Source organism: Nostoc sp. UCD121 (assembly GCF_014222285.1).
GTDB lineage: Bacteria > Cyanobacteriota > Cyanobacteriia > Cyanobacteriales > Nostocaceae > Nostoc.
On the sequence record NZ_JACKZS010000047.1, the window covers coordinates 19,268 to 40,804 of the forward strand.

The 21,537-nt window shown below is 41.2% G+C and carries 22 protein-coding genes; 6 read left to right on the plus strand and 16 right to left on the minus strand.

The features are described 5' to 3' along the window. Positions 1–397 precede the first annotated feature (397 nt). Positions 398–898, plus strand: coding sequence for a hypothetical protein (locus GNF10_RS12590; protein WP_185585523.1), 501 nt, complete (start codon positions 398–400; stop codon positions 896–898). A 521-nt stretch (positions 899–1,419) separates the two neighbouring features. Here GNF10_RS12590 and GNF10_RS12595 read toward each other — a convergent pair. The 10 genes from GNF10_RS12595 to rpmI all read right to left on the minus strand — a co-directional run bounded on the left by GNF10_RS12595 (position 1,420) and on the right by rpmI (position 9,688). Further along, positions 1,420–1,689, minus strand: a complete 270-nt coding sequence (locus tag GNF10_RS12595; RefSeq protein WP_260445835.1) for a hypothetical protein — start codon at positions 1,687–1,689, stop codon at positions 1,420–1,422. Then, on the minus strand, positions 1,667–1,918 hold the full coding sequence (locus tag GNF10_RS12600; protein ID WP_185585522.1) for a DUF4926 domain-containing protein: 252 nt from the start codon (positions 1,916–1,918) through the stop codon (positions 1,667–1,669). The genes GNF10_RS12595 and GNF10_RS12600 overlap by 23 nt, the downstream gene beginning before the upstream one ends. Positions 1,919–1,921: 3 nt before the next feature. Further along, complete coding sequence (locus tag GNF10_RS12605) at positions 1,922–2,257, minus strand: DUF6883 domain-containing protein (protein WP_185585521.1); 336 nt, start codon at positions 2,255–2,257, stop codon at positions 1,922–1,924. A 183-nt stretch (positions 2,258–2,440) separates the two neighbouring features. Beyond that, entirely contained in the window at positions 2,441–3,967 is a 1,527-nt protein-coding gene (gene bchB, locus GNF10_RS12610; RefSeq protein ID WP_185585520.1) for a ferredoxin:protochlorophyllide reductase (ATP-dependent) subunit B, read from the minus strand. Positions 3,968–4,675: 708 nt separating this feature from the next. Continuing rightward, positions 4,676–5,245 carry a peptidylprolyl isomerase gene (locus tag GNF10_RS12615; protein WP_185585519.1) on the minus strand — a complete coding sequence of 190 codons (570 nt, stop codon included), beginning with the start codon at positions 5,243–5,245 and terminating at the stop codon, positions 4,676–4,678. Positions 5,246–5,363: 118 nt separating this feature from the next. Then, positions 5,364–7,352: a primary-amine oxidase gene (locus tag GNF10_RS12620; RefSeq protein WP_185585518.1), complete on the minus strand. Its 1,989-nt coding sequence runs from the start codon at positions 7,350–7,352 to the stop codon at positions 5,364–5,366. Positions 7,353–7,650: 298 nt separating this feature from the next. Further along, positions 7,651–8,175 carry a tetratricopeptide repeat protein gene (locus tag GNF10_RS12625; protein WP_185585517.1) on the minus strand — a complete coding sequence of 175 codons (525 nt, stop codon included), beginning with the start codon at positions 8,173–8,175 and terminating at the stop codon, positions 7,651–7,653. A gap of 111 nt (positions 8,176–8,286) precedes the next feature. Further along, entirely contained in the window at positions 8,287–9,102 is an 816-nt protein-coding gene (locus tag GNF10_RS12630; RefSeq protein WP_185585516.1) for a transporter substrate-binding domain-containing protein, read from the minus strand. A gap of 12 nt (positions 9,103–9,114) precedes the next feature. After that, a complete protein-coding gene (gene rplT, locus GNF10_RS12635; RefSeq protein ID WP_010997578.1) occupies positions 9,115–9,471 on the minus strand; it encodes a 50S ribosomal protein L20 in 357 nt (118 codons plus the stop codon). Between the two features lie 19 nt (positions 9,472–9,490). Continuing rightward, a complete protein-coding gene (gene rpmI / locus GNF10_RS12640; protein WP_012411238.1) occupies positions 9,491–9,688 on the minus strand; it encodes a 50S ribosomal protein L35 in 198 nt (65 codons plus the stop codon). A 126-nt stretch (positions 9,689–9,814) separates the two neighbouring features. On the opposite strand from rpmI, the gene GNF10_RS12645 reads away from it, so the two are divergent. Further along, positions 9,815–10,018 carry a hypothetical protein gene (locus tag GNF10_RS12645; protein ID WP_185585515.1) on the plus strand — a complete coding sequence of 68 codons (204 nt, stop codon included), beginning with the start codon at positions 9,815–9,817 and terminating at the stop codon, positions 10,016–10,018. Here the strand turns inward: GNF10_RS12645 and GNF10_RS12650 are convergent. The 4 genes from GNF10_RS12650 to GNF10_RS12665 form a co-directional block, all read right to left on the minus strand. Beyond that, positions 10,015–12,075 carry a ribonuclease catalytic domain-containing protein gene (locus GNF10_RS12650; protein ID WP_185585514.1) on the minus strand — a complete coding sequence of 687 codons (2,061 nt, stop codon included), beginning with the start codon at positions 12,073–12,075 and terminating at the stop codon, positions 10,015–10,017. The genes GNF10_RS12645 and GNF10_RS12650 overlap by 4 nt on opposite strands. A gap of 182 nt (positions 12,076–12,257) precedes the next feature. Further along, a complete protein-coding gene (gene rpsR, locus GNF10_RS12655; RefSeq protein ID WP_012411240.1) occupies positions 12,258–12,473 on the minus strand; it encodes a 30S ribosomal protein S18 in 216 nt (71 codons plus the stop codon). A 2-nt stretch (positions 12,474–12,475) separates the two neighbouring features. Next, positions 12,476–12,670 carry a 50S ribosomal protein L33 gene (rpmG, locus tag GNF10_RS12660; RefSeq protein WP_094333178.1) on the minus strand — a complete coding sequence of 65 codons (195 nt, stop codon included), beginning with the start codon at positions 12,668–12,670 and terminating at the stop codon, positions 12,476–12,478. Positions 12,671–12,713: 43 nt separating this feature from the next. Further along, positions 12,714–13,271: an RDD family protein gene (locus GNF10_RS12665; RefSeq protein ID WP_185585513.1), complete on the minus strand. Its 558-nt coding sequence runs from the start codon at positions 13,269–13,271 to the stop codon at positions 12,714–12,716. A gap of 203 nt (positions 13,272–13,474) precedes the next feature. Between GNF10_RS12665 and GNF10_RS12670 the strand changes: the two genes are divergently transcribed. Both GNF10_RS12670 and glp read left to right on the plus strand, forming a co-directional pair. After that, positions 13,475–14,125, plus strand: a complete 651-nt coding sequence (locus tag GNF10_RS12670) for a PEP-CTERM sorting domain-containing protein (protein WP_185585512.1) — start codon at positions 13,475–13,477, stop codon at positions 14,123–14,125. A 49-nt stretch (positions 14,126–14,174) separates the two neighbouring features. Next, the gene (gene glp, locus GNF10_RS12675; RefSeq protein WP_185585511.1) at positions 14,175–15,440 is read left to right on the plus strand and encodes a gephyrin-like molybdotransferase Glp; all 1,266 of its coding nucleotides are present in this window, start codon (positions 14,175–14,177) and stop codon (positions 15,438–15,440) included. Positions 15,441–15,530: 90 nt separating this feature from the next. Here the strand turns inward: glp and GNF10_RS12680 are convergent, their stop codons facing one another. Further along, complete coding sequence (locus GNF10_RS12680) at positions 15,531–16,763, minus strand: cysteine desulfurase-like protein (RefSeq protein WP_185585510.1); 1,233 nt, start codon at positions 16,761–16,763, stop codon at positions 15,531–15,533. 300 nt (positions 16,764–17,063) lie between these two features. Between GNF10_RS12680 and GNF10_RS12685 the strand changes: the two genes are divergently transcribed. Beyond that, positions 17,064–17,297 carry a DUF4327 family protein gene (locus tag GNF10_RS12685; protein WP_185585509.1) on the plus strand — a complete coding sequence of 78 codons (234 nt, stop codon included), beginning with the start codon at positions 17,064–17,066 and terminating at the stop codon, positions 17,295–17,297. Positions 17,298–17,805: 508 nt separating this feature from the next. Here the strand turns inward: GNF10_RS12685 and GNF10_RS12690 are convergent. Further along, on the minus strand, positions 17,806–18,057 hold the full coding sequence (locus GNF10_RS12690; protein WP_185591960.1) for a hypothetical protein: 252 nt from the start codon (positions 18,055–18,057) through the stop codon (positions 17,806–17,808). A gap of 708 nt (positions 18,058–18,765) precedes the next feature. Between GNF10_RS12690 and GNF10_RS12695 the strand changes: the two genes are divergently transcribed. Further along, a complete protein-coding gene (locus GNF10_RS12695; protein ID WP_260446299.1) occupies positions 18,766–21,477 on the plus strand; it encodes a PAS domain S-box protein in 2,712 nt (903 codons plus the stop codon). Positions 21,478–21,537: the final 60 nt, after the last annotated feature.

A 21,537-nucleotide genomic window follows, 5' to 3' on the forward strand; every position in this document is an offset into this window, starting at 1 on the left:
TATTAGATCCCCAAAGTAATAATTTTGTATTGTGATATTTGTTCTATTTTAATTTTTATTTATCAGTAAATCTCTGCGTTAAGGAATGCGATCGCTAGAGGGGTTGCTACAGGTATCGTCATAGGGTAACTTCATCTATTTCGATAAAAGACTTTACACGGAGCATCCACCTGCGATCGCGCCTCATGTTTAGGATGTGACATATCTCAATGAATCAAATCAGGTAGGGGCAATTAATGAATTACCCCTACCGCTTTTACTTTTGCATAAGTTCTAACTTTTACTCAAGTAGCACGGTAACTTCAAAAGCTGATTGGAGGTAAAATAGACAACAACTTTTAAGAAAAGTTTAATCTACTTTATAAACCCTTTGCTTTTAGTTACCAATGTAGGAAATATGGCTTTGTATTTTTCAATTTTACCGTGTGCTTGTTTCATTGCTGGCTATTTTTTATTAAAAAAAAGTAATAATGAAATCTCGCATTTAGTAGCTGTATTTGCAGCTATTAGCCTAATTTTGGGTTTAATATTAGCTCCCTGGCAGATTTTACTTCTACTATTAACTCTTATTCTTATCAGTACAAGCTCCGAATACTATACAAGCAAGGTAGTCAGCAGCGAAATTCAATATCCACAAGAGCCAGTTACCAAGTCTGAACCAGATTATAACTTAATCTACCGTGGGGCTTCCTATCGTCCTGACCTTGATGCCAAATCAAATGCAGAAACGATACCATTAGTAACCCCTAAATTGATCTTTCGGGGATGTACTTATTTTGTTTGCGCTAATCCTAATACCCAATCGGCTGGAATAATTACACCACCAGTAACCTATAAATTGAGCTTTAGGGGAAGCAGCTATTCTATAAACAGAAATGCACACAGAGAAATTAAATAGCGAGCAATATAACAAAAGTAGCTCAAATTATGTGTAAAGCCATACCTAGTTCAAATCTGGCAAAAAACTATTTTGAAAGAGACTAGCTATGAGTTACACTGTTCAGTAAAATCTGGATTTAAATATTTTCTTACTTCTGACTTAATTATTCCAATTTTAGAATCTTTTTCATCTTTTCTATAGTGGTAAGTTGGATGTTTGATATAAATTACTGGCTTACCATGTAAATTATTATGACTTTGAAGAAAATTTTAAACTTCTCTTCCAAAAGCAATAATTACCTTTGGATTAAAAACGACAGCTTCCTTCGCGGCGTACAACACCTCAGTGTTGATTTCTTTGAAACCGCGATCGCAATTAAATTTGTTAGTGCTGCACTTGATTTATATTCTGTTAACTGAAATTATTACTGAATAGCACGTACAAACTTATAATTCACATTTGACAAATATAGGATGAGTTAAAACTTTGCCTAATAGCTCACTGAAATAAACAACTTGATAATGAGGTACAAGTTCTCTTTACAGTTGCTTCCACAGACTAATTCCTTCTTCTTCAAAAGCCGCTTCAGCCTCTGTACTCAACTCTGGTGAGTTAGTAGGATCTTGCCAATTTAATGTTGCATTGTAAATTTCTTCCCATTTGTCCAAGCGTTTAATAGTTTCTTGAATTAATGGCAATGTTTCTGGGTTAATGTTGCCAATCTCAGGACTTACCCACCATAGTGGATAGCATCCATAGTCAGCCATGAGTTTGATTTTTGCTGTATTAAACTGTCTGTCTTGTATCATGTTCAATACTTCCCCAGGTTTCAGGTAGAGGGTTAACCCAGGAAATAGGCACAGTAACTACATTTAGAGTTTCACCGTCTTTAAATATTTCTAAAATATATCCTGGCTCTTGTTGAGTTTTAGTAGGATGCAGATGATCCAACACAACCCCTCTATCACCAGCTTTTACAGGGCTGTTAGGAACATCCTGCTTCAGTTCTACCCACTGAAATAAACTAGCTGTTATCATCGTTTAATTCTCCCGTGATTTATCAGGATATAGTGTTATAAATCTAACAAATTCTGTTTCTTCATCTTGTTGCCAGATAGTAATTACCTTAATTAATCGACCACTAGGCCCAGACCACTCGCTTTTAACCTCAAACTGAGTCCCCCAATCACTAGGGGTGGCTTTTGCAATTTCAGAACCTTCTACAGCATTTATTATATCGTTCTTAAGAAGTTGCCAGTTATCAAGATTATATCCTGCTAAAGCTAGATATCTTGATTTATCACTTTGAGGTTGATAAGCAAGTAGGTATTTAGTTATTTTTTCATCTTGAATTATTAAACCTGATGGCATTTTCATTAGCTTTATTTATAAGCAATTTATTATTTTTAATTTAGCAGCCAACAATACTAAATTGCTCTAAAGCTACGAAATTATGACGGATTGGCATATTACATCCATGATGAGAAAATCAGAGATATATAAGTAAAAAGGGCATCCAAATAGGACACCCTTTAATTTAATTAATTGCTAATTCCAAAACTACGCTCCGACAGCTTCCTTCGCGGCATATAATACCTCAGCATTGATTTCTTTGAAACCGCGATCGCGGGCAAATTTCTCAGTATTACGCTTCACTTTACCGCGAACAAATCCCGGAATCTTATTCAATTCTGCTTGACCATCTTTTGTCCAATTCAAATCAGAATCAGCAGAAATTCCTCTAGTAATTACTTCTTTGGTATCGTGACCACCGAAGATTTCTAATAGGTGATCTTCCATTCCTAAAGTGAAGGAATTGTAGATCAAATCTGTAATTTGATTCGTGCCTTCGTAACCCATAAATGGTTTGTAACCAATGGGGAAGTTTTGGACGTGGATTGGTGCAGCAATTACGCCGCAGGGAATATCCAAACGCTTACCAACGTGGCGTTCCATTTGGGTGCCGAAAATGGCAGAGGGTTCGACACGAGCGATCGCATCCCCAATTTCACCATGATCTTCAGAAATTAGCACTTCATCGCAATACTCGCTCACCTGTTCGCGGAACCAGTCTGCATCATATTTGCAGTAGGTTCCAGCCCAAACAACATGAATCCCCATTTCTCGCGCCAGAATTTTGGTAATGGCGGCGGCGTGGGTATTGTCGCCAAAAACTACAGCTTTTTTGCCAGTCAAGTTTTGACAGTCAATGGAACGGGAAAACCAAGCAGCCTGAGATACATGCAAGGTTTGCTCATTGATGAAGTTTTCGTAGTCAACTTCTGCACCTTGAGCGTTAATTACCTGCTGAATCTTGCGAATACAACGGGCAGTTTCCACTACGCCCATTGGAGTAATGTCTATATAAGGTGTGCCAAATTGTTCTTCCAGGTAACGAGCGGTGGTTAAACCGAGTTCACGGTAAGGTACTAGGTTAAACCAGGCTTGGGACATCTTCTTCAAATCATTCACCGAAGCGCCTTCAGGAATCAAGGTATTTACCTCAATTTCCAAGTCAGCCATCAACCGTTTCAGTTCGGTGCAGTCGTGATTATTGTGGAAACCGAGGGTAGTAGTACCGATAATATTAACCGAGGGTTTTGCTGTTTTGCCCTCAGCCAACTCGCCCCGCTTCCGGGCTTTTTCAATGTAGTATTGGACGATTTGATCCAGAGTGCGATCGGCGGCTTGGAGTTCGTTGTAGCGGTAGTGGTTCACATCCGCCAGCATTACGTCTCCTTTCGCTTCCAACTGCGCCCGTTCCACAAAGTTGTGCAGGTCTTCTTGCAAAATGCTAGAGGTGCAAGTGGGAGTTAACACAATCAGATCGGGGTGTTCCTCCGCATCTTTGCGGACGATGTTATCTACCACTTTCTCTTGGGAACCACGCGCCAAAACGTTGCGGTCAACAACACTGGTTGTCACTGGAGTGAAATCCCTCTCCCGCGATAGCATTGAGCGCATGACGTTAAAGTAGTCATCGCCAATGGGGGCGTGCATGATCGCATGGACATTTTTAAAAGAGCTAGCGATTCGCAGAGTGCCAATGTGGGCTGGGCCTGCATACATCCAGTAAGCCAATTTCATGTTTGTGTTCTCCCTTTTCAACAGAAATAACACGGAGTCCGATAAGAGTGGACTATAAGTGCTTGATTATTATTAAATCGTTTCTGATTGTCTCAAAAGTTGTATCCCTGATGAAGTGAAGACTTGTAAGGATTTTAGCTGCGCTGTGTAGGTTTAGGCATCGCTCAAACCTTGTTCCTCATTGGAATCTAGCTTCTGAATTTAACAATATTACTGTTGCTTTTTTAAAATAAATCTTAATTTTTCGGCAAATTTGTTTTCAATGTGGGGCGGTATATTATACCAATTCTGTATGAAGATGCGCTATATCAGATTTAAGTACAAGAAAGAAGAACGAACCGCAAAGGACGCAAAGGGCACAAAGAAAGAAAGAAAGAAAGAAAGAAAGAAAGAAAGAAAGAAAGAAGGAAAGAAGTTAAAAGGGTATTACGCAGCGTGACAAAGAGATAGTATTAACTATCACCAATAAATTTATAAAATTTATGTACAACTTCTCAAAAAATACAAATATCCTCTGAGAGGATGTTTGTAAAGAATCAGGTTGTAGTATCAATATCCCCCCTAACCTTCCTTAAACAAGGAAAAAAGAGGGGAATAACACTAGTACAACATGGCGGAAATAAACATACCATTTCAAATGGCGTAAAAGCTTGGAATACAATTCTTTTGACTTTTGACTTCCGCCTTGCGGTACTAGAGAGGTGTTAATTACTGCCGAAAAATTTCTACTTTTTGTAACACCACTTCTTGATTCGGACGATCTCTAGTCGTGGGCACATTAGCGATCTTGTTGACTATATCTAGACCTTGGACAACTTCACCAAAAACACTGTGTTTGTTGTCAAGATGAGGCGTTGGTGCTTCTGTAATGAACCATTGCGAACCATTTGTACCGCGTCCGGCATTAGCCATCGACAGGATACCTGCACCAGTGTGTCTCAATTCAGGATGAAACTCATCCTCAAATTGATATCCTGGGCCACCAGTACCCCATCGGTTAGCCATATCCTGATAACGACTCAGGGGATCGCCACACTGAATCATAAAATCAGGGATGACCCGGTGAAAGCGAACCCCATCGTAAGCTGGAGTTCCCTTACCAGATTCACCAGTTTTAGGGTCTTTCCAGTCGATTGTTCCGGTTGCTAAACCGACAAAATTTTTGACGGTGTTGGGGGTTCGCTCTTCTTCCAAACGAACTACAATTTCACCCAAGGAAGTAATTAAACGAGCGTGCAGCTTGCCATTACCGGGAATATTAATTTCTGGAAAGTTCATTAGATATCCTATTTAACAAGTGCCAGTATTTGACCTATATAAGTTTATCAGCATTCAAGTTACCGCCTTTAGACATGACAAAAAACCTGAAGGAAGGAAACTTGAGCCAACAAATATTTTACTCAGGTAAATTTATCGCTGGATTCCGGCTAAAGAATCCTCTAGGGACTAGCTTAAAGCCAACTTGGTGAACAGGCATCACAGGCCAATCTTCCGATCGCGGAATATGAGTTACGCCCATTGTGTACCACAGCACGATATCTTCACCCATCAAGGGTTCATCATCTGCAATATATTTTGGTAAACCTTGTCCTGGTTGAGTCTGGTTGGGATAATCGCCCCCAGCATAGAGTTCAGCAGGTTTATATTTTGTTACCCAGACGTGATGAGTCGCAAATTCTGCCCGTTGACGGATTTTTGAGCCTTCCACTGGGAAAAACATGGAGTTTCCACCAGGCATCAGCATATATCCAGGTGCAGCCCCTAGCGAATTTTTCTTATCGGCACTAACAATCATCCATTCCCGACTGCTTTTCAGATCCAAATCGCGCACAGCAGCCGTTTCTTTTGTGAGTGGGGTTTCTGTAATTGCGATCGCATTTCCTAATGGATTTTTCTCATCCATTGGCAAAGCTTTCACGTTCATTTCCATCACAGAATTAGCCTGACCATCTACATCGAAATCCAGGCGGTAATTGAAAAAATGTTGGTGATTTACTCCAAAGATATTCTTAGCGATTAGCCGACCATAGGAATCATCCTCAGATTGCTTTTGAGCAGCCGTTCCCTGCGCCAGTACGATACCTGTTAACTCATTTTGGACTTCCAAAGTCCCATCCTGGTGAAAGATCCAATTAATGCTGTAATCATAGTTGTCAATGGCCGCAGTCATCGTCATGACTAATTCTCGACTACGACGAACATCATTACGCTGAGTGCCATACTCATAATGCTTCCACAGCATACCGTTATTTCGCTCGTATATGCCGATAACTCCTGGCATGACATAAGGTTCTCCATCGCCATTAGCAAACACAGCATCGACTAAAAGACCGTTTTCAGGAATTTCCTTACCTAATTCCATCGTGGTTGCTAGGGAACCAAAATTGTATTCCCCAACATCAAAGGCATTTCTGAATGACCAAGTGGGATTTGGATCGCCGTAAGGCACTACCGTCTCTGATAAGCTAGCGCGGTATAAAACTGGTCGGATATTTTTGCCGTCGTTGTGTGTCACTTGGTACAGCACCAATCCGCTACGGGGATGCATTACATAGCGGAACTTCCAACCTTGCCAGCTAATTTCATTGCCATTGAGCCGGAAACTTGCACCATTTGGTTGCAGAATCTTTAATGCTTTAAGTGGTGAAAGTAATTTACCCAAGGACTTGACATCGTAGTTCCAGTTTTCCTTAGAAAAAGGAACTATCCCCCTATCCACTAAACTAGAAATTTTACCTGTGTTCAAATTGACGGTTCCCAATATTCCTTCAATTGGACTACCGTAATAATTCCAGCGTTCGCTTTCGCCCTTGTAGTAGAATAAACCCCGACAAAGACGGTTTCCTGCTGCTTCTTCCTGTTTACTCAGGATTCCTGGAGACCAACAACTGATTTTGACTTGGTTGAAGTCTGTAATTCCCCGCTTTCGCATCGCTGCTTGCCATCGAGGATCTGATTTAAAAGCTTGAGTTGCCAGTTCATATTCTGAAGCGACGATCGCAGGCTGAACAGAGGGGATTTCTTTCCAGGAACTTAAGCTTTTGCTTGTTAAATCAACAATTCCCTCATAAGTTTTGTTTTGCGATCGCTCATAAATTACTAAAAAAGCTTTTCTTGCGAAAGCTTTACCAGGTATAAATTTTAGAACTTCTTCTTTATCTGGTTCTTGTAAAGCAATCAGTGGAAAAGCTGCCATTTCGCTCAAAGTTTTTTCTCTTTGAATGACCGAAACAGCTGTATTAATTTCTGCCTCTGTTAGCGAAGCGAGAGGATGAGAAATCGCAGGCTGTTGAGCCGTCAATATTCCCATTAATCCAAATGAGAGAGAAATAAAAACAATTATGGCAATAGCTAGCCACAAAAAATGCCTTAGCCGCTTAATCATCTTTCACATTCTTACAAAAGACGTATAGTTATCTATTTCTAAGCCGAAGCTTGAAACCCGATAAATTAAGAAGCTAAAGCCAAATTAATTTGTTAGCGGTTAGGGTAATTGGAGACTAATAAACTTTTTCCATGCCTCATACCCCATTTTCTTAAAATACAGTTCGGATAAGGTTTTTTGATGACACGCCCTAGATCACAAAGACGCGATAAATCGCCGTCTTTACAATAATCAGTCCTTTGTAGAAACGGCGATTTATCGCGTCTTGCCTTAATCGAACCGTATTGCATTCTCTCATTTACGCAGAAACCAAACGGCGTAAAGATTCAGCACGGCGTTTAGCAATAGGGTTATTTGGATCGAGCTTTAGTGCTTCTTCGTAGCTTTGTAACGCCTGAGTAGTTAACTTTTTCTTCTCATAAGCGTGAGCAAGATTATTAAACCCTGTTACGTAGTCTGGTTTAGATTTAAGGGCTTCTTTATACTGACGAATTGCGAGGTCATATTGCTCTTGGGTAAAATAAATATAACCCAGCCCGTTGTAAATGGGAGCGATATCTTCTTCTCCCTCTTCTTCGGCAGCTTTCAAAGCTTTTTGAAACAGCACGATCGCTTGGGAAAACAGTTTTTTGTCTGAATAAATACTGGCTAACTCATAATATTCTTGAGTTGTGCCCTTTTCTTTCTCTAACTTCTTTCGCAATTTTGCAAAGGAGCCTTCAATCTTGCGAGTTTTGAAAATCTGGCGAAAAACACTCACGGCTGCAATTGTGAGTATAACCACCAAAATTGAGAGATAAACAACGGCTAGACTGTTATCCATTGCTGTAAATACAAATATTATAAAGTTTGTTATTTGTGATTTGTCATTTGTGATTTGTCCTTTGTCATTTGTTATTCACTAATGACCAGTGACTAATGACTAATGACCAATTTACGGTAAACCCCAATATTGAGAGCGTTGCTGGAGCCAACCTTGTTCTAAGTAACGAGCGATCGCTTGATTCACATTTCGTCTTAATTTATCGTACTGCAAGCCCTTGGGCATAACTACAGACAAGGGTTCAGTTGATAACTTAGTTGGCAGTAGCCGATATTGAGGATATTGTTGCACCCAACCGCTCAGAACGGTAGCATCTGCGGCAAAGGCTACGGCGGTATGACTTTCTATTTTCTCTCGGGCTTCGTGATATGAATTTACTCCTACCAACTCAGCGTTTGGCAGATAGAACCGTACTTGAGCAATAGTGCTGGAGTTGTTAAGTACGGCAATTTTTTGTTTTGCCAAATCACTCAACTTATTCACAGAGGGATCTTTTGTAACTAATACAGTGCCATCCAAATAGTAGGGAACACTGAAACTAACTATACGGCTGCGTGACTCGGTTGCTGTCACCCTAGCGATCGCAAAATCAACTTTCTTGTCCAGGACAACAGACAGGCGATCGCGATTCGCTACAGGTTGCAATTTGACAGCATCTGCTTTCCCAACCAAGTCAAGTGCTAATCGCTGTGCCAAGTCAATTTCTAAACCTTGCAAATTACCATTGGCATCTCTAAATCCCAAGGGACGCAAGTTGTCTTTAACAGCAACAGTTAGATAGCCGCGCTGCTGAATTTCTGGCATTTCGGCGGCAGATGCAGTGAATCCTGTCCCCACTATGGAAAAGCAAGATATCCAAAAGATCGTGGCGGATAATACCAGATGTAACCGAGTAATTACTTGCCATCTGTTACATCTGTTATACATCCTTTGCCACCTTTATCCTTTAGCTTGACTTGCTAGTTCCGCAACTTTGCCAAAGCTAGCTGGATCGAGAACTGCTAATTGTGCCAACATCTTGCGATTTAGTTGGATATCAGCTTTTTTCAAGTTACCGATCAACTGGCTATAGCTCAAGCCGTGTTGTCTTGAAGCAGCGTTGATGCGGGTAATCCAGAGGCGGCGAAAATCGCGCTTTTTCTTTTTGCGATCGCGGTAGGCACTACGTAGTGCCTTCATTACTTGTTGGTTGGCAGTTCTAAACAGAGTTGAGTGAGAACCGCGAAAACCTTTAGCTAGTTTGAGAATTTTATTGCGGCGCTTCCGAGCTACATTACCGCGTTTTACCCGTGTCATAACTTATTTCCTGAAGGACTTACAAATATGGGAGCATTAAGCGCACGTTGAGTTCATCACGTTCATGTACAAGTGTGGTCTTGGACATGCTACGTTTTTTGTCGGAAGATTTGTGTTCTAAAAGGTGGCTTTTGCCAGCTTTCCGACGGACGATTTTACCGGTGCCGGTGGCACGGAATCGCTTCGCTGCGGCTTTACGAGTCTTGAGTTTAGGCATGGTATAGCTTTAATTCGACACGATCCATTATTATACTAATAAAATTGTCGTAATGGAAATTAAGTTGAATAGTCCGTTATAAACCACGTCAACACAATCAAAACCCACGATGGCGGGTTTAAAACTTTGAATTTTCCCTTAGTCGTTGGAGACGGACTTTGCCTGTTTAGCCCCATTCAAGCAGTGTGCTATCGGCAATTCCATACGCCTTGGCTTTTCCGAGCTTTTCGCAGCGATCGCAAACGTCATCCCCAACTAATTCAAGATCAGCAAGAAAGACAATTACGCGCGAGTGTTTCACCAAATAATTACGAATTACGAATTACTTAATTCGCTGCTGTTTGGGCTTCTTGATAAATTATTTCTTGAAATTGAATCATATCTTTTTGCGGATCGGCATGGCTAACTTTCACCACTATCTGTTCGCCTAAGTTAACAGAACGTTTGAAAACCATTGGTAACTGCAAACCCAAATCTTCGATCAAAATTAGGGCCAAGTTGCTGTCTTCTCGCAGCCACATCAATACAGTTACATCCCAAGTTTCCTCTGGATGACGGCGTAAATACTCTAGAGCATAATATCTATTCGTTTGCCGTTCTACCATCGTCACCTCTTGGGTGATACTGGTGACATTCATCATCACTTCTTTAAGTTGATCTGCGGAAAATGGCAGAACTTCACCGCGCAAATGGGCTTTCAGCTGGAAGTGGGTAAGCAAATCACTGTAGCGGCGGATGGGAGAGGTTGCTTGCGTGTAGGTATCCAAACCTAAACCAGCATGGCGCAGAGGCGTAATGCTCATTTCACTCTTGGGCATACAACGACGCATGGCGCAAGCGCGAACGAATCCGGCTGGAAGTAGCAGTAATTCTTCTTCTGGGGGTAATTCCGGTTGGGGCTGACCGCGAAAGGGTAAAGGTATGTTATGAGCTTTACCATAACGAGCCGCAACTTCACCGGCAACAATCATCATTTCTGCGACTACTTGCCGCGATGGGGAATCGTCCAAAATATCAATATTTATCTCGTCACCTTTGACTTTGATCATCGCTTCGGGCATTGTGATGCTAATTGCCCCTTGAGCGTAACGCCAAGTTTTGCGCTTCTGTGCCCAACTTGCGATCGCAGCAATTTCTGGTTCTGCCTGTACCCGTAATTGCAACATTTCATCTACATCTTCGTAGGTAAGGCGATAAGTCGGCTTAATGGAACTGGTATGAATGCTGTAATCTTCTACTCCCCCAGTTGTACCTAAAATAATTCCGAAGCTGAGGGCGCAACAAACCCGTCCCTGGATCAGACTCATTGGCCCAGTTGCCAATACCTCTGGGAACATAGGAATCATCCCCGTAGGTAAGTAGACTGTGCTGCCCCGCTTTCTGGCTTCCAAATCTAATTCATCTTCCGGCACTAACCATCTAGTGGGATCGGCGATATGCACCCACAGGCGCTCCCGTCCATCGGGCAGAATTTCCCAACTTAGACCATCGTCGATCTCTGTGGTAGTTTCATCATCAATGGTGTAAACCTTCAGGTGAGTCAGATCAAGGCGGTTTGTATCTGAGTCAATCGGCGGGAAATCCAAACGCTGTTGCGCCACTTCTAACACCTTATTAGGAAATTGAATCGGAATTGAAGAACGACGCAGGAACAAGTTTTCATAAGGACTCCAGCAACCCAAATCTACTAATAGTTGAAAAGCCCCTTGGGGCGTTGTGGGTCGTCCCAGCATAGTCATCGTTTCTAATACTGGAGCGCTTGGCGGGTAAGCGCGAGCTAATGAATCATAATTAACTCCCGTCCGCACTGTGTCAGCAAGTAAGGCTGCGTATTTTTCTAGTCCTTCTAGACGCTGGCGATCGTGGCGCTGCCATTCTACTGCTTCGCCTTTGAGCGCCTGCTCAACACGAGTTAAAAATTCCTGCTGTCCTTTAGCTTTTAATGCCTCTACTTCCATCTGGTGCTTACGTTCTGCCACCTGAGCAGCAGTTCGCGGCTCGTAAGCGTCTCCTTTTTGCTTGAAATAAAGTTTGTCGTCTGATAACAAGCAATAGGCGGCGTAACAATGAGGTGCGGCTGATTCCGAAAATAAAAGATTCGCCATCAGCTCTGGGGTGATTGTTTCCCCATCTTCAACCAGTATTTCCCAAGCTACCTCTAAGCTAGATGGGTCTAAATAAGGGTTGACTTGCTCTAAAAAGCTCGCGATCTCAGAGGGCTTGTAAGTTTGTCCGGTAATTGTATAAGTTATTTGTCTAGGCGCGAGACTGTGGGATTGACCACGTTCGTCTACCACAAACCAGCGGGTTTTACCGTCTGGACGTTCTACGATCCCCAGACGGCGATCGCCTTGAACCCTAAATTCAACTAGCGTGCCCTTCTCCACAACTCTCGCGCTCTAATAATTTTAGATTTTAGATTTTAGATTTTGGATTTTATAACTGGTGTTAAATCCTAGATCCACCGTTTTTCATGCAGCAATCTATTTTACACTCTCTGATTCAGATTTCAGATTTTGGACATTCTCTTTAATAATCCAAAATCTAAAATTCCAAATCCAAAATTGTTTTAGCCTTCCGCATTGATAAATGGCAACAAGGCCACAATCCGCGAACGTTTAATTGCTAATGTCAACTCTCGCTGTTGCTGAGACGTAAGCCCAGTAATCCGCCGTGGCAGTATTTTACCCCGCTCGGTGACAAACTTACGCAATAAATCAACATCTTTATAATCGATTGGTTCTCCTGGCTTGATCGGAGAAAGACGACGACGGAAATAACTCATCTCTACTTAATTTCCTTGTGAACGGTATGTTTGTTGCAGTGGGTGCAGAACTTTTTCAGTTCTAGCCTGTTAGTGGTGTTGCGGCGATTCTTGGTACTGGTATAACGTGAAACACCAGCAGAACGCTTATCTGAATTTGTCCGACACTCAGTACACTCTAGTGTCACAATAATGCGGGCACCTTTACTCTTAGCCATAATCTTACAAACAGTGAAGCCTGAAGAGAATTAACACAAATGACTATCTTCTCACATTCCGCCGCATATTTTCAACTAATCTTTTAACTTTTATATCAAGTGAGTAGCCACGACGCGACGAAACAATGAAAGTTCCACAATAGCGATCGTGTAAAGCCTGCCGCATCTGGGTATCAGAGAAGGCAGTCGCACAATCAATTGCTAGGGGAAGTACTAGCAGTATAGCAGTGGGATTGGCTCTAATATTGCTTAGGGCAATTGACACCAAAAGCGCACCCAAGCCGATGATCGATTCTCGCTTCACCAGCGAGAGCAAATCTGGAATTCTGCCCACAACTTCCCCATCTTCGACTTCCAACACCTTTAAATCGAACGCCCAACGCCCTAAACTTTGCCCTTGATTGTTGTATACCACTAGCACCCGCAAAATCAGCCAAAATATGACAAAAACTAGGATTTGCACAAATTGAATCCCAATATCGCCACCTCCAAGTAGGGAACTGACTAACCAGACACCAAGGAAATCAAGCCCTAATGCCATACCTCGCCGCCCAATTTCAGCCTTGGGATAGTGTTTTTGGGGAAGTCGTTCGATAGTCATACAAAATAAGTATTTTTATTTAGGGGTTGGAGAATAATGATTGCTGCTGCTTTTTATATTAAGGTGATGACTTGGGTTTGGCCTTTAAACCCTTACACAGAAAATTTCGATAATTAGGGCATTCATGTTGCCCATTCCACAAGAGTCTGTTTTTGGAAAATATTGTATTGTTTTGTTGTAAAACCTATTTGGAAGTTGTATCTATGACAAATCTGTTCGCTAAAAAAGCTATTGGGATGGTGGCGACTACTGCTTTAGTATTAGCGATCGCTATAACCACTCACGATCTAGCTGATGCTGCTGAGTTTAATTTTAACTGGAAGGGAGACACTGGTTATTCAGCTAAAGGTTCATTTAACTACGACACAACAACTGCTTCCAGCATCATTTCGGAAACAGGTTTGGGAGCTACGAAGAACTTGCAGTCTCTCTCAATTTCCTTCTTTGATCCATTTAGTACTCTCATAAATAGTTTCACACCAGTGCTTAATGGTGTGTCTAACTACAGCTTTTTGAGATTTAACTTTGATAACACCAAAGAGCAAATCTTTGGCCCCTTTGATGTTGGTAAGGATGATGAACTTCCTGGCGACACATGGCTGAATAATAATCTCGCACTTATAAACCAAGGTTTTAGCGATGAGGTTCTAGCTAAAGAATTTGGTTTTAACAATAGAGATGCAGCAGGGACAAAGCAAATATTAGATTTGAGTAACAATTCCGTTCAGGTATCCAAAGTCCCCGAAGGAAGCATAATTATAGGTTTACTAGTAGTGTGGAGTTTAGGATTTACCCTCAAAGAGAAATTCAATCCAAAATCCAAAACTTGTACTGAGCGAAGTCGAAGTATCTAAAATCTAAAATTGGTCAGAGAGATAAAGAAAACAGTCGGAGGCGATCGCTATGGTATCAGTCAGCGATGCACAAGCAATTATTTTAAATTTAGTACAACCGTTGGATTGTCAACGGGATACAGAAGTTGTAGATTTATTGACAGCCGATAGCCGGATTTTGGCAATGCCTGTCACCAGTCCACTAGATTTTCCCCATTGGGATAATTCGGCAATGGATGGTTACGCAGTTCGGTACGAAGATGTGCAGCACTCTAGCGCGGAACAACCAGCCGTTTTAGAGATTGTTGAAGATATTCCGGCTGGGTATCAACCCAAGTCTAGGATTCAATCAGGGGAAGCCGCGCGGATTTTCACAGGTGCGGTGATTCCAGCAGGTGCGGATACTGTAGTCATACAAGAGAGGACACGCCGCGAGGAAAACCGCGTATTTATCCTGGCTGCACCAAAACCGCAAGAATTTGTCAGACACAAAGCATCTTTTTACCAAGCTGGAACACAACTGTTACCAGCCGGAATTAAGTTAAATGCCTCAGAAATAGCTGTATTGGCGGCAGCACAATGTCCGCAATTAAATGTTTACCGCCGTCCACGTGTGGCAATTTTTTCCACTGGTGATGAGTTGGTGAATGTTGAACAACCGTTACAACCAGGGCAAATTGTGGATTCTAATCAGTATGCGATCGCAGCTTTGGTAAAGGATAGTGGCGCAGAACCAATACTGTTAGGCATTGTCAAAGATGATCCAGTTGTTCTGGAGAGAGTTATTGCCCATGCCGTGGCGATCGCTGATATAGTTCTCTCTTCTGGTGGTGTCTCAGTGGGAGATTATGACTATGTTGACAAAATTATAGAGTCTCTAAAAGCAGAAATCCACATTCGATCTGTGGAAATGAGACCAGGGAAACCCCTTACTGTCGCCACTTTCCCTAGTAGAGACGCGATTAATCGCGTCTCTCCTCACTCAGCCCTATACTTTGGTTTACCAGGAAACCCTGCGGCTGTACTGGTGACATTTTGGCGGTTTGTGCTACCAGCAATCAAGAAACTTTCGGGAATTACTGAAGATTGGGAACCAGGGTTTTTGAAAGTGCGATCGCATGATGAGTTGCGATCTGATGGCAAGCGGGAAACTTACCTTTGGGGTAAATTGCATTTAATTAATGGTTTTTATGAATTTCACAAAGCTGGTGGTAGTCACAGTTCTGGAAATTTAATTAATTTGGCTCAAACTAATGCTTTAGCTGTTCTCCCAGTGGGTAAAACATTAATTTCTCCACAAGAACAAGTGCAAGTTTTGCAGCTTAGTAATGGGTAATAGGGAATGGGGAAGAAGCAAGGGAGCAGGGGAGGCAGGGGAAGAAGAATTATTGATTAATCACCAATGACCAATGCCCAATTCCCATTCTTAAAATAACTGCTCAAAAGCTTCAATCAAGCTGTTAACTTCCTCAAGGGTGTTGTAATGTACCATACTCACCCGGACTATTCCACCTTGTGAGGCTAACCCCAAGTATTCAATAAGCCGTTTAGCGTAAAAGTCTCCGTAGCGAATCCCAATATGATGTTGGTCAATTTTTGCCGGAATGGTTGAGCTATTCATTCCATCTACTACAAAAGATATAGTCGGTACACGGAATTCTCGGTCAGCCTTTGATTGGCCAATTACTCGGACATTAGGCTTGCTGTTGAGGTAGCTTAAGAGGCGATCGCTAATTTCTTCTTCATGTATGCTAATTAAATCAAATGCTTGCACCATCTGACTTCTCAAATCAGGTGCAGTTTTATCGCCGTAGTGCAGTTGTGCTAATTCACTTAAATAATCGCATAAGCCTAACATTCCATAACTTAATTCAAAATTGACATTCCCTAACTGAAATTTATAAGGTATATCTGTCTGTTGAATAAAATAATGATTAAGTCCGGGCAATCTTAATAAATGTTCTTCTTTGCCATAAAGTAAGGCATGGTGTGGCCCGTAGACTTTATAACAACTCAAAGCATAGAAATCAACATCCAAATCTTGTACATCAACCAATCTATGGGGTGCATAAGCTACACCATCTACACAAATCATTGCGTTGCGATCGTGTACAAATGTAGCAATTTCTTTAATCGGGTTAATAGTTCCCAGAACATTAGAAGCATGAGTCAATGTTACTAATTTGGTGCGCTGACTGATCAATTTTTCTAAATCTGCTAAATGAAATTCTAAGGTATCTGGGCGAATTTGCCACACTTTGACCTTAATTCCTTGTTTTTCCAAAGCCACCCAAGCACCAATATTGGCTTCATGGTCACAATTAGTAACAATAATCTCATCGCCAGATGTAAAGGTTTGACCCAGACAAATTGAGAGAACTTTCAACATCATTGTCGTAGATGGGCCCATCACTACTTCTTTAGAAGAATTGGCATTAATTAAAGTAGCCATTCCCCTAGTCGCTAAAGCTAACCTTTCTCCCGCAAGTTGGGAAACCGCATAAGAAGCTCCCAACTGGACATCAGAACTTAGGAGAAATTCGCTAATTCTATCTACTACTTTTTTTAGAGTTTGTGAACCGCCAGCATTATCAAAAAAAGTCCATTCACCAGCTAGTGCAGGAAAATATTGACGAACTTTATCAAGATTCAAAAGCATAGTATAAGTTTTGTAGAGAATGCTATTTACCCTAACCTACCTTTTGGCAAGTCGCCCAGAGAGTATCTATATTTGATATTTACAGCTTCTTCTGTCAGCGTTTCTACTCTGCAAACATCTCTCTTGAGAGGGTATACTGGGAAACTCAAAGAGTATCTTACTGAGATATCTAACTTCCAGCAAGAGTTAATGTCTTGATTCTTCACAATTTTCGCCAATTTATTTGATAAGTTTAAGGTAGAGTCAAAGAAATTATTGTTTTGATTCTGAATTCCTTGATTGAAAATAAAGGAACAACCTATGAACACTACGGTTAAATACGACATCGAAGTTATCAAGGAAGAAGCACTTCAACTTGTTAAAAAGAGACTTGTTAACCGTCAGCAGCCGATTTATACACTATGTAAATATATTCCTCATCGTGACTGGGTTAATTTTGAACTTGAGTTAGAAAAAAACGAATTTCTACTCAGAGATAGAATTATCGACCTACTCAATCATGAATCTTGGGAAGATGATACAGGCTGTATCTAGAAGCAGTAACCCATTAGCAGTATCCCGATAAAATCAAAATTAAAAATTCATTTTTCAGCATTTAAAACCCTCGAATTCAGTCGGGGGTTTTAAACAAGATATAGGACTAGTATTTGATTTTTGAAATGCACGTAGTGGACGCTCTACGCAAAATAGTGTATTAGAGGTAGACGTAGGTTGGGTGGAGCGGAGCGCAACGCAGTGGCTCCCTAACCTACAATTTTTTTGCAACTTAAAAGCAGGGGTTTGAAATAAAGTTCTTTATCCTTTCCTTTCTTTCCTCCTTACCCTTTCCTCTTTTCCCCTTTTTGGTAAGGCATCTATTAGCCATTCCTATGTAGAGGCGATAAATGAGATAACAATCGAAAACCAAGCTTTTTTAGACTTGATATTTCTAGCCGTGTCAGTTAATACCTCATGCTTGAACTACAGCCTTACATTTTATGACAATTACTTGTCGAAATTATCTAGAGTCAAATTATACCAAACCAATCTCAATAAGCTGAGATTAGGCAGATAAATCTTGTAGCCCTATCCATTCTTTGATAGGTTGCCATTGGCCTGCGTAAACAGTATTATTTCTACATTTTTCTTTTTGAGACTTCCTAGGTATTTTCCCTATGACAGCTTCGGTGAATAAACTAGATTCGTTCAGTTTATAAACTGGCATTTCTTGCCAGCAGTGGCGACAAAACCAGTAACTATCTGCACCGCGTATATGTTCTAAAAGTAAGCTTGAACAGCAAGGGCAGTAATTCATATTGTTCTCAAACCTGTTAATAAAAGTGTTATTGCAAATCAGAGTATGTCAGTTGACAAGCACGTAGATATTTAAAACAACTTGTTTATATTTTGACTATAGTTTAAAAAAATGAGGAACTTGTGAAGAAATTTAAGATACTTAATATTTTTGCAATATTTATACATACTTTTTAAGTAATAACTTTAGGCTATTGAGAAATTATCTAATTATCTATAAACATGGGACTTAAGAGCAGCCTGACTGGTGGCCTGCAACTCGCTATGATTGAATAAAAATGTCAAACTCTTTTCCTTCAGGGCTTCTGTCTCTTGAAAGTGTGGCTGGAGCCTTATCAATAAAAGCCAAAAGTACAAATGTTCGGGAGCAAGGTTTTAATCTTTACACTCTTCAATGAATTTCAAAGATTTCATACTCATAAGACTACCAAGACCATCAATTAGGGTAATCTCTTGAGATAGCAGATCATCTATCTCTAATTTGACAATAGAATAAGTTTAGCAATTTTAAAATTCTATCTACTTCCTGGTTTAGTTACTAACTTGTGTATCGTGTCGCTTGTGTTAGGTCTTGTAAGGTTTACAGGGCAAATAATTGATTGATTAGCAATTGCAGCAGAATAATTCTTGATTTTCAACAATTTGCTTACTATAGCTTCTATGATTTCGTACTGATATCAAAAAGATTATTAGAATTGACGAATTAACTATGCGATTCAACGATCGTCTGATTAACATACCTAGCTTAACTAATGTTATTAATCGTTCTCCCTTAACGATTAACATTGATAGTTTTGTAGTCGAAGCTATTGCCTTAATGAGTCAAGAAATAGCTAGCAATTATGCACCTATTGGTTTAAATTCATTAGATTTAGGCTTTAGAACTCAACCACTAACTAGTTGCATCTTCGTTTTGGAGGCAAGAAGATTATTAGGTATTTTTACAGAAAAAGATGTAATCAGACTTATAGCTTCTGGAGTAGACTTATCCACGCTGACAATGGCTGAAGTGATGACGCAGCCAGTAGTTACCCTTAGACAATCAGATTCTAATGATATTTTTATTGCCTTATCATTATTGCGTCAGCATCAGACTGACTATTTGCCCGTTTTGGACGATCGCGGACAGTTACTAGGAATCATTACCCAGACTAGCCTGCTACAAGCATTTGACTTGGTAAAAATGGTTGGGGTCGTTGAAGGCTTGCAAGAATATTTACAAAAACCCACAGATGAATTCAGGCGGGTTAATCAGCCAATTGAGATAGAGCAAGTCCGCAGCCAAACTCAAAATCACTTAAAAGTATGGGTTGAGGCACAATCGGCTGAAATCATGCAAGTTAATCAGGAACTTCAGCTAGCTCTCGAAGAACTCCAAGTAGTGGAAGAAGAACTACGCGAACAAAACGAAGAGTTGTCTGTTGCCCGTGAGCTAGTAGAATTGGAGCGCCAACGTTACCAGGATTTGTTTGAATTTGCTCCAGATGGTTATTTGGTAACTGATACAGCAGGGATTATCCAAGAGGCTAATCGAGCGGCAGCAACCATGCTGGCTGTCCGGCAAAAATATTTGCGAAACAAACCATTAATTTTATTTATTGCTCATCAAGACCGTCAGGCTTTTAGCGCCCGACTAAATAATTCGCAGCAGTTACACGAGTGGGAAATTTCCCTAAAACCACGCAAAGGTAAAGCTTTTCCGGCTAGAATTAGAGTTGCTGCCATGTACGATTCAGAAGGGAATCTTGTTGGCTGGCGCTGGCTACTCTGCGATATTAGCGAACGTCAACAGACAAAGGAAGCACTGCGCCAAGCTTACGATGAATTAGAACAACGAGTAGCGGAACGGACAGCAGAACTTGCCATGTCCAACGTTTTGTTGCAACAAGAAATCACCGTTCGCCAACGCGCAGAATTTGCATTACGGCAAAGCGAAAACCTCTATCGCCAACTAGTAGAAAGTCAAATTGACATAGTTATCAGCATTGATTTACAGGGGCAGATTACCTTCGCTAACATGGCTGCCTGTAAAACCTTTGGCTGGAAACAAGATGAGTATCATGGTCAGTCATTTTGGCAATTTTTTCACCCAGATGACTTACCTCAAGTGATGGATAATATCACAGCTTTAGGATCTTCATCCCAACCCTTGACTAATTCTGAGCGACTGATCTTTACAGTTAAAGGTATTCGTTGGTTTCAATGGAATGCGATCGCAATTCATAATGACAAAGGAGAAGTTGTTGAAATCCAAGGGGTAGGCAGAGATATTACTGAACAGCAAGCCGTGTTACACCAACGCCAACTTGCCGAAGCCGCACTACAGCAAAGCGAGGAGAAATTTCGCACTTTTGCCGAAAATACCCACGCAGTTATCTGGATTGCCAGCCCAGGTTCATTCCGAACCTTGTACGTTAGTCCTGCCTATGAAAAAATTTGGGGTCGCTCTTGCGAAAGTTTATTAGAGCAACCTGAGTCCTGGATAGACAACGTTCATCCAGACGATCGCCAGCTAACCACCAAAGCAGCAAAGCAACAACTTAGTGGTGAGCCAGCTTCAGCAGAATACCGAATTTTGCGACCTGATGGATCGGTGCGCTGGATTTGGGATCGGAGCTTTACTGTTTATGATGACCAAAGAGAAGTTCAGTTTTATGGTGGCATCGCCGAAGATATCACCGAGCGTAAATTGGCCGAAGAGTCATTGCGAGAAAGTGAAGCGCGATTGAGTTTAGCTACCGAAGCAGCCCAAATGGGTATCTGGGATCGGAGCCTGATCGCTAATACTACTATTTGGTCTGCCAATATGGGGCTACTTTATGGTCTGCCGATCAACACCTTGTGTCCAAGCGTTGAAGACTATCTCAATTTAATCCATCCAGAAGACCAGAAAGCTGTAGCTGCGAATATGGCTCAGATAATTGAGGAAGGACAGGGATCTATAGAGTATCGGATTATCTGGCCCGACGGCAGCCTACACTGGTTAAACTGCAAAGGTCAGGCTTACTATAATGAAATCGGTCAACCGATTCGGATAATCGGCACAACTAGGGATGTCACTGAGCGCAAGCTGGCCGAACAAAAAATTTCCGAACAAGCCGCTCTCCTTGATATCACCACCGATGCCATCTTAGTTAAAGATTTACAATCTCAAATATTAGTTTGGAATAAAGGTGCAGAGCGGATGTTCGGTTGGCTCTCTACAGAGGTTATAGGAAAAGACCTCCGGGAAATTTTGTACCCACCAAGAACCCAGCACCAACTGGAAGCACCGCTAAAAAGTGTAATTGAGAGTGGCTCGTGGCAAGGTGAGTTATCTAAAGTGACAAAATCCGGTAAAGAAATTGTTGTAGAAAGCCGATGGACATTAATGCGCGATCCTGAAGGAAAACCTAAATCTATCCCAATACTGCTCGGTTAAGGAGAAATAGAGGGTAAAACAAAGAAAATAGTGTTCGCGGATGATTGACGCGAATAAAAT

Excerpts from the sequence above, each read along its gene's own strand:
- GNF10_RS12590 (WP_185585523.1), top strand. The coding sequence starts at position 398 with ATGGCTTTGTATTTTTCAATTTTACCGTGTGCTTGTTTCATTGCTGGC.
- GNF10_RS12595 (WP_260445835.1), bottom strand. The coding sequence starts at position 1,689 with ATGATACAAGACAGACAGTTTAATACAGCAAAAATCAAACTCATGGCT.
- GNF10_RS12600 (WP_185585522.1), bottom strand. The coding sequence starts at position 1,918 with ATGATAACAGCTAGTTTATTTCAGTGGGTAGAACTGAAGCAGGATGTT.
- GNF10_RS12605 (WP_185585521.1), bottom strand. The coding sequence starts at position 2,257 with ATGAAAATGCCATCAGGTTTAATAATTCAAGATGAAAAAATAACTAAA.
- bchB (WP_185585520.1), bottom strand. The coding sequence starts at position 3,967 with ATGAAATTGGCTTACTGGATGTATGCAGGCCCAGCCCACATTGGCACT.
- GNF10_RS12615 (WP_185585519.1), bottom strand. The coding sequence starts at position 5,245 with ATGAACTTTCCAGAAATTAATATTCCCGGTAATGGCAAGCTGCACGCT.
- GNF10_RS12620 (WP_185585518.1), bottom strand. The coding sequence starts at position 7,352 with ATGATTAAGCGGCTAAGGCATTTTTTGTGGCTAGCTATTGCCATAATT.
- GNF10_RS12625 (WP_185585517.1), bottom strand. The coding sequence starts at position 8,175 with ATGGATAACAGTCTAGCCGTTGTTTATCTCTCAATTTTGGTGGTTATA.
- GNF10_RS12630 (WP_185585516.1), bottom strand. The coding sequence starts at position 9,102 with ATGTATAACAGATGTAACAGATGGCAAGTAATTACTCGGTTACATCTG.
- rplT (WP_010997578.1), bottom strand. The coding sequence starts at position 9,471 with ATGACACGGGTAAAACGCGGTAATGTAGCTCGGAAGCGCCGCAATAAA.
- rpmI (WP_012411238.1), bottom strand. The coding sequence starts at position 9,688 with ATGCCTAAACTCAAGACTCGTAAAGCCGCAGCGAAGCGATTCCGTGCC.
- rpsR (WP_012411240.1), bottom strand. The coding sequence starts at position 12,473 with ATGAGTTATTTCCGTCGTCGTCTTTCTCCGATCAAGCCAGGAGAACCA.
- rpmG (WP_094333178.1), bottom strand. The coding sequence starts at position 12,670 with ATGGCTAAGAGTAAAGGTGCCCGCATTATTGTGACACTAGAGTGTACT.
- GNF10_RS12665 (WP_185585513.1), bottom strand. The coding sequence starts at position 13,271 with ATGACTATCGAACGACTTCCCCAAAAACACTATCCCAAGGCTGAAATT.
- GNF10_RS12670 (WP_185585512.1), top strand. The coding sequence starts at position 13,475 with ATGACAAATCTGTTCGCTAAAAAAGCTATTGGGATGGTGGCGACTACT.
- glp (WP_185585511.1), top strand. The coding sequence starts at position 14,175 with ATGGTATCAGTCAGCGATGCACAAGCAATTATTTTAAATTTAGTACAA.
- GNF10_RS12680 (WP_185585510.1), bottom strand. The coding sequence starts at position 16,763 with ATGCTTTTGAATCTTGATAAAGTTCGTCAATATTTTCCTGCACTAGCT.
- GNF10_RS12685 (WP_185585509.1), top strand. The coding sequence starts at position 17,064 with ATGAACACTACGGTTAAATACGACATCGAAGTTATCAAGGAAGAAGCA.
- GNF10_RS12690 (WP_185591960.1), bottom strand. The coding sequence starts at position 18,057 with ATGAATTACTGCCCTTGCTGTTCAAGCTTACTTTTAGAACATATACGC.
- GNF10_RS12695 (WP_260446299.1), top strand. The coding sequence starts at position 18,766 with ATGCGATTCAACGATCGTCTGATTAACATACCTAGCTTAACTAATGTT.